Raw genomic sequence first — 7,223 nt, 5'->3', positions numbered from 1 at the left:
AGAGAAGCTGCGCTTCGCCATCCGTGAAGGCGGCCGCACCGTCGGTGCCGGCATCGTCGTCACCATCAAAGAGTAATCGCCGGCGCTGCCGGTTGAGATCGGATGCAAAAGGGCGGTCTTCGGGCCGCCCTTTTGATTCTGATATTCTGGCAATGGATTAACCGCATTGCTTCAAATCCTGTTGCAAGCGCCTCTGCCATAACTAGTATAGGTTGCATCGAGGGGGCTTGCCCGAATGGTTCCATGGCGCCGTTTGCATAGTCAGGCATGGTGGTCACTAGGGCTGATCTGCCTGGTGTCATTGCTCGTCATGGGCCACGCTGCCTTCGCAGCGGATGCAAAGAAATCCACGCCGGAAAAATCCTCGCCGGATCTCGGCCCGACAATGCGGTTCGTCGTCGTCCGCAGCAGCGCGCCGGGGTGCGAGCCGACCTGTCCGGAATGGATATCGGCGGAAGGCTCGATAGAAGCCGGCACGCCGGCCCTTTTCAAACGCACGCTGAAGCAGCTTGGCGGCCGAAAGCTGCCGATCGTCGTCGATTCCCCTGGCGGCAATGTCGAAGCGGCGCTGACACTTGGCCGCCTGATCCGCAAGAACAAGCTCGATATCGCCGTCGGCAAAACCCGCTTCGTCGGCTGTCTGCCGGATATGAAGAATTGCAAGGAAAACGACGGCAAGGGCGCCCGTTATTTCGGCGATGCGTATGCCGACGGCGCCATCTGTAATTCCGCCTGTCCGTTGATGTTTTCCGGTGGCATCCGGCGCGTGGTCGGGGAATGGGCCTTTCTCGGCGTCCATCAGATCACCACGACCTATATCCGGACTAGATTGCTGTACCGCACCACCTACCGGATGGTGAAAGGCAAGAAGAAAATACTCAGCACCAGGGTCGTCAGCCGGAAGAACGCGGGCAGCTACAAGACCTACGAAATGAACAAGCCGCTGGAGCGGAAGCTGGCGGCCTATCTGAAGGAGATGGGCGTCGGCCTGGGCGTGCTCGAGACCATGAAAAGCACGCCGGCCAGCAGCATCCAGCAACTGGCTCCCTACGACATGCTGCAAATGAATCTCGTCACCAGCCTGGATGCCGTCGACCTGCTGACCGCGCCAACCCTATGCAACTCCGATCCGTTACCGGCGAGTTGCAGGGAAGTGCCGGCGCCGGCGAATATCGCGAAGCCGGCCGGCGAAGTGGTAGCGAACGCCGAGCCTGCACCTTCAGGGCTCGAAACCCCGCCGGCGAAGGAGGTCGCTGACATGCGTTTCGTCCTGGTCCGCGGCAGCAATCCGCTATGCAATCCCAATTGCCCGGAATGGATCTCGGCGGAAGGCACGATTACCGCTGACACGGCCGAAAAACTGCGCCAACTGCTTGACAGCGTCGGCGCCCGGCGCCTGCCCATCGTAGTCAGTTCGCCGGGTGGCGACGTGCTCGGTGCTTTGGCGGCCGGAAGGCTGATCCGCGAACGTAAACTCGACGTCGCCGTGGCGCGGACCGATTTCATTGGCTGCGAGCCGCGGCAGGCCGACTGCACGGCCGAAGACGGCGTCTACAACGGACTAACGGTCGATGCCGGCGGCGAGTGCGGCTCGGCCTGCCCGATCATGCTCGCCGGCGGTGTCAAACGCCTGGTCGGCCCGCGTGCACAGTTGAGCGTGCATTCGATGGGCTTCGAGCAGCGGGTCAAGGCCTATCTCGAGGACATGACTGTTGGACCCGGCATGTTTTCGGCGATGCAATCGGCGCAATACTCGCGCTACCGGCACCTTGAACCAGAGATGATGCTGAAAGTCGGGCTGACGACCGGGCCTGGGTCCGCGGACGAATTGACCGGGCCTGGCATCTGCAGATCGGAGCCAACGCCGGAGAACTGCCGCGAGATCTCGGGCGCCAAGGCTCAGGCCACCACGCCCGTGAAATCATAGGCCGGTCAAATCGTAAGACAGGCATGATAGCCGGGCCAACTGGCCATCGAGGCAGGTTGAGTGGCGCTCGATATTTCCGCTATCGTCCAGCGAAGACCAGCATGGGAGGGATCGCGAATGAGCCAGGATGTCCCGACGTTGTTCGAATGGGCCGGCGGGTCCGAAGCGCTGAACCGTCTGACCCAGACCTTCTACGACAGCGTCTCCCGGGACCCCATCGTCGGGCCAGTGTTCAAGCATATGTCGCCGGACCATCCCGCTCACGTCGCAGCCTTCATCGGCGAAGTCTTTGGCGGACCGAAAACCTACAGCGAGAAGCATGGCGGCCATCGCGAGATGGTGATGCATCATCTCGGCAAGCATCTGACCGAGGAGCAGCGCCGGCGCTGGATCAATCTTCTCGCCGACGCCGCCGACGAGATCGGGTTGCCTGACGATCCCGAGTTCCGCTCTGCCTTCATGGCCTATGTCGAATGGGGATCGCGGCTGGCCAAGATGAACTCCAACCTTGGCGAGACCTGCGATCCCGAGACGGAACCGATGCCGGCCTGGGGCTGGGGCGTGCCGGGCGGCCCCTACAAGCCGCCTTCGGGAAACTGACCGGGCGCGAATCGGTCGAATGCCCGGCCGCTAGGACCTCATTGGCGGGAAGCGGGTGGCGGTGAATGGTTCGGTCCGCCAGGTTGGAACGGTTTGAGGCCGCCGTCGCTGGCGGGGCCGCGCTGAAAAACCGGAGGCCGCGATGGGATCGGACAGCAAAGCAAATTCTGACAGCAACCGCGGATCCCGAAATCCGTTTGGCGTCATGGACGTCCCCACTCCCGACGACGAGGAGGTGTCGGCGTTCGCCGCCGGCGTGAAACTGGAGGGCGCTGCAAGCGATGAAAACGCCGAGGCCTGGGGCACCGAAAGCGGCCGCGACCGCAATGACACCATCGAAGGCAGCTGGTCCGGCCGATGGAACGGCGGTGGCGATCCCACAATTCCGGGTGATAGCAAGGATAAATGGAAGTCTGGCCGGGGCGAGGTGAAGACAGCGGGAGAGAGAGTTTACCTGCTGTTCGATTGGCATGATGGCGTGCGCAAGGGGCTCATCGATGCGCGGCGCGAGGGTGCTAAAGGGCTGGTGGGAAAATATATCAATCTGACCGACCCAGAAATCCTGCGTCCCTGGGTCGGCTTGATCGTCAGCAATCGACGGGTCGACGGGAAATGGCCGGGAGGACGCCTGGACTTTCGAAGATGAAGGCCGGGCAGCGCACGTCGCTCTTTACAGAGCGCGCGGAAGCTTTTAGGAAGCGCCTGCTGCGCCGACATGCGCATACGGGCATAGCTCAGTTGGTAGAGCGGCGGTCTCCAAAACCGCAGGTCGTAGGTTCGAGCCCTGCTGCCCGTGCCATTCTTTGAATGGATGCCTAAAACGATTCTTTTGCAGTGCGGCCTTTGAAAATCGGCTTGTGACTTGCCATATAGCATAAGTTGCGGCATAAGGGCCGCATAGCCGGGACGGGACGACTGGATGGTTCCGAGGCGGCGTTTGGCCATAAAGCGGACACTTGCCACTTGCGTGGATCAAGAATCGGTTTTATGTAGACGAGACAGACACGCGACGCGTGGAGCTGGGAAGCCGGCTTTACGCGTCTGATTTGCATGGGCGAAATGATTGCGCTGATTCGGCGCGAACGCACGCTCAAGCGGCACGTCCCGGCCAGCGGGATCATCCAGGAGACCCGGCCAACGGGTCTTGCAGACAGAGCGGCATATGGCTTCGAAAACCACAAATCCCTTCACCTTTCTCCAGCAGGTTCGCGCGGAGACCGCCAAGGTCACTTGGCCGTCGCGGCGCGAAACGATGATCTCGACGGTGATGGTCCTTGTGTTCGCGGTCATCGCGATGATCTTTTTCTTTACCGCAGACGTGGCCATGGGCTTTGCGGTCGAAAAAATCCTCGGCCTCGGACAGTAAGTCCGGCGATTACGGAGAAGTCTTGAAATGACCGCGCGGTGGTACATCGTCCACGCCTACTCGAACTTTGAAAAGAAGGTCGCCGAGGACATCGAGAACAAGGCCAAGCAGAAGGGCCTGTCCGCCGACATCGAGCAGATCGTGGTGCCGACCGAAAAGGTCGTCGAGATCCGCCGCGGCCGCAAGGTCGATGCCGAGCGCAAGTTCTTTCCGGGCTATGTGCTGCTGAAGGCCAATCTGACCGACGCCGTGTTCTCGCTCGTCAAGAACACGCCGAAGGTCACCGGTTTCCTGGGCGACTCCAAGCCGGTGCCGATCACCGAAGCCGAGGCCCAGCGTATCCTGAACCAGGTTCAGGAGGGCGTCGAGCGGCCGAAGCCGTCGGTGACGTTCGAGATCGGCGAAGCGATCCGCGTTTCGGATGGACCATTCGCGTCCTTCAACGGTTTCGTCCAGGAAGTGGACGAGGAGCGGGCGCGGCTCAAGGTGGAAGTTTCGATCTTCGGGCGCGCTGTGCCGGTCGATCTGGAATTCGGACAGGTCGAGAAGGGCTGATCCGAAGTCCCTGCAGCGGTTTCGGCGGCAGGGAAGGCGGCGCGGAGATCGCGCGGCCAAAAACGGGTGGGAGGCGAATGCGGCTTTAGCCGGCCGCGCGGACCGCACCACCAGACTGCAACCGCCGGCAAGACCGGCATGAGAAAAGGCAGGAAGAGAGATGGCTAAGAAAATTGCAGGCCAGCTCAAGCTCCAGGTTTCCGCGGGATCGGCCACGCCGTCGCCCCCGATCGGCCCGGCGCTTGGTCAGCGTGGCATCAACATCATGGAGTTCTGCAAGGCGTTCAACGCGCAGACCCAGGAAATGGAAAAAGGCTCGCCGGTTCCGGTCGTCATCACCTACTACCAGGACAAGTCGTTCACCTTCGTCATGAAGACGCCGCCGGTGAGCTACTTCCTGAAGAAGGCCGCGAACCTGAAGTCGGGCTCGAAGGAGCCGGGCAAGGTCAAGGCCGGCACGATCGGCCGTGACAAGGTGCGCGCCATCGCCGAGCAGAAGATGAAGGATCTGAACGCAAACGACGTCGAGGCGGCCATGCGCATGGTCGAGGGCTCCGCCCGCTCGATGGGTCTGGAAGTGGTGGGCTGAGATCATGGCAAAGATTGCAAAGCGTGTATCGAAGACCCGCGAAGGCATCGATCCCAACAAGGCTTACGCTTTGGGTGAGGCGCTGAAGCTGCTCAAGGATCGCTCCTCGGTGAAATTCGACGAGACGATCGAAGTCGCGATGAACCTCGGCGTCGACCCGCGCCATGCCGACCAGATGGTCCGCGGCGTGGTCAACCTGCCGAACGGCACCGGCCGCAGCGTTCGCGTCGCCGTCTTCGCGCGTGGCGACAAGGCCGAGGAAGCCAAGGCTGCCGGCGCCGACATCGTCGGAGCCGAAGATCTGGTCGACATCGTCCAGAAGGGCACGATCGACTTCGACCGCTGCATCGCCACGCCGGACATGATGCCGCTGGTCGGCCGTCTCGGCAAGGTGCTCGGTCCGCGCGGCATGATGCCGAACCCGAAGGTCGGCACCGTAACCACCGACGTTACCGCCGCCGTCAAGGCATCGAAGGGCGGCGCCGTCGAGTTCCGCGTCGAGAAGGCCGGCATCGTTCATGCCGGTGTCGGCAAGGTCTCGTTCGACGTCAAGGCGCTGGAAGAAAACGTCCGCGCCTTCGCTGATGCGGTGACCAGGGCAAAGCCGGCTGGTGCCAAGGGCAACTACGTCAAGAAGGTGTCGGTCACCTCGACGATGGGCCCGGGCCTCAAGCTCGACGTCTCGACGCTCGCTGCGTCCTGATACGAACAATTGGATCGGCCGCTAAAACGCTGATCCGTGAAAGAATTCCGGGCCTCCGACCTGTCGGCGGCCCGGTACCGGAAGTCGAAAGGCTTCCGGACATCCTGTCCGAGATTGCAGGCGGCCCCCAAGCCTTAGGTGATGTGGGCCTTAATTCATGTGGGCCTGCATGAGACGGGTGAAGACCGGACAAAGGAGCCACAAGCTCCAATGAAAGGTTCGAACCGTGTTTGCCTTTTGTCTGCGCACCGTCCGGCTTGCCGGCAGGTGTGGCGAAAGGGGGCAGGATCCTCGAGCGTCGTTCGGGAGATCCGTTACTGGATGGCCCGGCCGGCAAAAGGCAACCCGACGCCTGTCCTTCGTAGAGGGCAGGGGTCAACTGGAGATAGGCAGTGGACAGAGCGGAAAAACGCGAACTCGTCACGGGCCTGAATGATGCGTTTTCAAGCGCGGGTTCAGTCGTCGTGGCCCACTACGCCGGTATCACCGTCGCGCAAATGAACGACCTTCGGTCGAAAATGCGCGCCGCCGGTGGCACCGTCAAAGTCGCGAAGAACCGTCTCGCCAAAATCGCTCTTCAGGGCACGGACTCCGCATCGATCATCGAGCTGTTCAAGGGACAGACGCTGATCGCCTATTCGGAGGATCCGATTGCGGCGCCGAAGGTCGCGTCCGATTTCGCCAAGGGAAATGACAAGCTCGTCATTCTCGGCGGCGCAATGGGCACTACCTCGCTCAATGCCGACGGTGTGAAGGCACTCGCCACACTTCCGTCGCTCGATGAGCTGCGCGCCAGGCTGGTTGGCATGATCGCCACGCCGGCAACCCGGATCGCCCAGATCGTCAATGCGCCTGCGGCTTCGGTCGCGCGCGTCATCGGCGCTTACGCCCGGAAGGACGAGGCGGCATGAGGCCGTTCCTCGCTATCACAAACACACGTTCGAACCTTATGAAGGAACATTGCAATGGCTGATCTGGCAAAGATCGTAGACGACCTTTCGAAGCTGACCGTCCTCGAGGCGGCCGAGCTGTCGAAGCTTCTTGAAGAAAAGTGGGGCGTTTCCGCCGCTGCTCCGGTGGCGGTTGCCGCTGCCGGCGGCGCTGCGGCCGCTGCTGCTCCGGTCGAGGAAAAGACGGAATTCGACGTCGTCCTCACCGAGGCAGGCGCTCAGAAGATCAACGTCATCAAGGAAGTTCGCGCCATCACCGGTCTTGGCCTCAAGGAAGCCAAGGACCTGGTCGAGGCGGCTCCGAAGCCGGTCAAGGAAGCCGTTTCCAAGGCCGACGCGGACAAGTTCAAGGCCCAGCTGGAAGCAGCCGGCGCCAAGGTTGAACTGAAGTAAGCGTTGAGTACCGGGGGGGCGGGGGGGCGCCGCCGCCGCCCCCCCCCGGGGGGGGGGGGGGGGGGGAAAAAAAAAAAAAAGAAAAAAAAAAATAAAAAGGGGCCCAACCACCCCGAGACGAAAACGGGTTTTTACCGGAT

At 61.8% G+C, this 7,223-nt stretch carries 10 protein-coding genes and 1 tRNA gene; all 11 read left to right on the top strand.

Annotation, left to right across the window (positions count from 1 at the left end; all coding sequences use genetic code 11):
* On the top strand, window positions 1-76 hold a 76-nt coding region (locus tag AC0L2Y_RS33280), incomplete at its 5' end, for an EF-Tu C-terminal domain-related protein (protein WP_454589835.1).
* Between the two features lie 159 nt (window positions 77-235).
* On the top strand, window positions 236-1,927 hold the full coding sequence (locus tag AC0L2Y_RS33275; RefSeq protein ID WP_473562178.1) for a COG3904 family protein: 1,692 nt from the start codon (window positions 236-238) through the stop codon (window positions 1,925-1,927).
* A 117-nt stretch (window positions 1,928-2,044) separates the two neighbouring features.
* The gene (locus AC0L2Y_RS33270; RefSeq protein WP_473562177.1) at window positions 2,045-2,527 is read left to right on the top strand and encodes a group II truncated hemoglobin; all 483 of its coding nucleotides are present in this window, start codon (window positions 2,045-2,047) and stop codon (window positions 2,525-2,527) included.
* A gap of 142 nt (window positions 2,528-2,669) precedes the next feature.
* Window positions 2,670-3,173, top strand: a complete 504-nt coding sequence (locus AC0L2Y_RS33265; RefSeq protein ID WP_473562176.1) for a hypothetical protein — start codon at window positions 2,670-2,672, stop codon at window positions 3,171-3,173.
* 77 nt (window positions 3,174-3,250) lie between these two features.
* A tRNA-Trp gene (locus AC0L2Y_RS33260) sits at window positions 3,251-3,326 on the top strand.
* A 363-nt stretch (window positions 3,327-3,689) separates the two neighbouring features.
* On the top strand, window positions 3,690-3,893 hold the full coding sequence (gene secE, locus AC0L2Y_RS33255) for a preprotein translocase subunit SecE (protein WP_023680439.1): 204 nt from the start codon (window positions 3,690-3,692) through the stop codon (window positions 3,891-3,893).
* Window positions 3,894-3,920: 27 nt separating this feature from the next.
* Window positions 3,921-4,448 carry a transcription termination/antitermination protein NusG gene (nusG, locus tag AC0L2Y_RS33250; protein WP_006333333.1) on the top strand — a complete coding sequence of 176 codons (528 nt, stop codon included), beginning with the start codon at window positions 3,921-3,923 and terminating at the stop codon, window positions 4,446-4,448.
* Between the two features lie 160 nt (window positions 4,449-4,608).
* On the top strand, window positions 4,609-5,037 hold the full coding sequence (gene rplK / locus AC0L2Y_RS33245) for a 50S ribosomal protein L11 (RefSeq protein WP_023680440.1): 429 nt from the start codon (window positions 4,609-4,611) through the stop codon (window positions 5,035-5,037).
* Between the two features lie 4 nt (window positions 5,038-5,041).
* A complete protein-coding gene (gene rplA / locus AC0L2Y_RS33240; protein ID WP_023680441.1) occupies window positions 5,042-5,740 on the top strand; it encodes a 50S ribosomal protein L1 in 699 nt (232 codons plus the stop codon).
* 392 nt (window positions 5,741-6,132) lie between these two features.
* Window positions 6,133-6,651: a 50S ribosomal protein L10 gene (gene rplJ / locus AC0L2Y_RS33235; protein ID WP_008875657.1), complete on the top strand. Its 519-nt coding sequence runs from the start codon at window positions 6,133-6,135 to the stop codon at window positions 6,649-6,651.
* A gap of 54 nt (window positions 6,652-6,705) precedes the next feature.
* The gene (gene rplL / locus AC0L2Y_RS33230) at window positions 6,706-7,083 is read left to right on the top strand and encodes a 50S ribosomal protein L7/L12 (protein WP_023680442.1); all 378 of its coding nucleotides are present in this window, start codon (window positions 6,706-6,708) and stop codon (window positions 7,081-7,083) included.
* The last annotated feature ends 140 nt before the right edge of the window (window positions 7,084-7,223 follow it).

This window comes from Mesorhizobium sp. WSM4830, assembly GCF_055811495.1.
Note: the sequence above shows the minus strand (reverse complement) of the source record. Positions and strands in the feature narration are given on the sequence as shown.

What these genes read in the sequence shown, in the direction of transcription:
- secE (WP_023680439.1), top strand. Translation starts at nt 3,690, where the DNA reads ATGGCTTCGAAAACCACAAATCCCTTCACCTTTCTCCAGCAGGTTCGC.
- AC0L2Y_RS33270 (WP_473562177.1), top strand. Translation starts at nt 2,045, where the DNA reads ATGAGCCAGGATGTCCCGACGTTGTTCGAATGGGCCGGCGGGTCCGAA.
- rplK (WP_023680440.1), top strand. Translation starts at nt 4,609, where the DNA reads ATGGCTAAGAAAATTGCAGGCCAGCTCAAGCTCCAGGTTTCCGCGGGA.
- AC0L2Y_RS33265 (WP_473562176.1), top strand. Translation starts at nt 2,670, where the DNA reads ATGGGATCGGACAGCAAAGCAAATTCTGACAGCAACCGCGGATCCCGA.
- rplL (WP_023680442.1), top strand. Translation starts at nt 6,706, where the DNA reads ATGGCTGATCTGGCAAAGATCGTAGACGACCTTTCGAAGCTGACCGTC.
- rplA (WP_023680441.1), top strand. Translation starts at nt 5,042, where the DNA reads ATGGCAAAGATTGCAAAGCGTGTATCGAAGACCCGCGAAGGCATCGAT.
- nusG (WP_006333333.1), top strand. Translation starts at nt 3,921, where the DNA reads ATGACCGCGCGGTGGTACATCGTCCACGCCTACTCGAACTTTGAAAAG.
- AC0L2Y_RS33275 (WP_473562178.1), top strand. Translation starts at nt 236, where the DNA reads ATGGTTCCATGGCGCCGTTTGCATAGTCAGGCATGGTGGTCACTAGGG.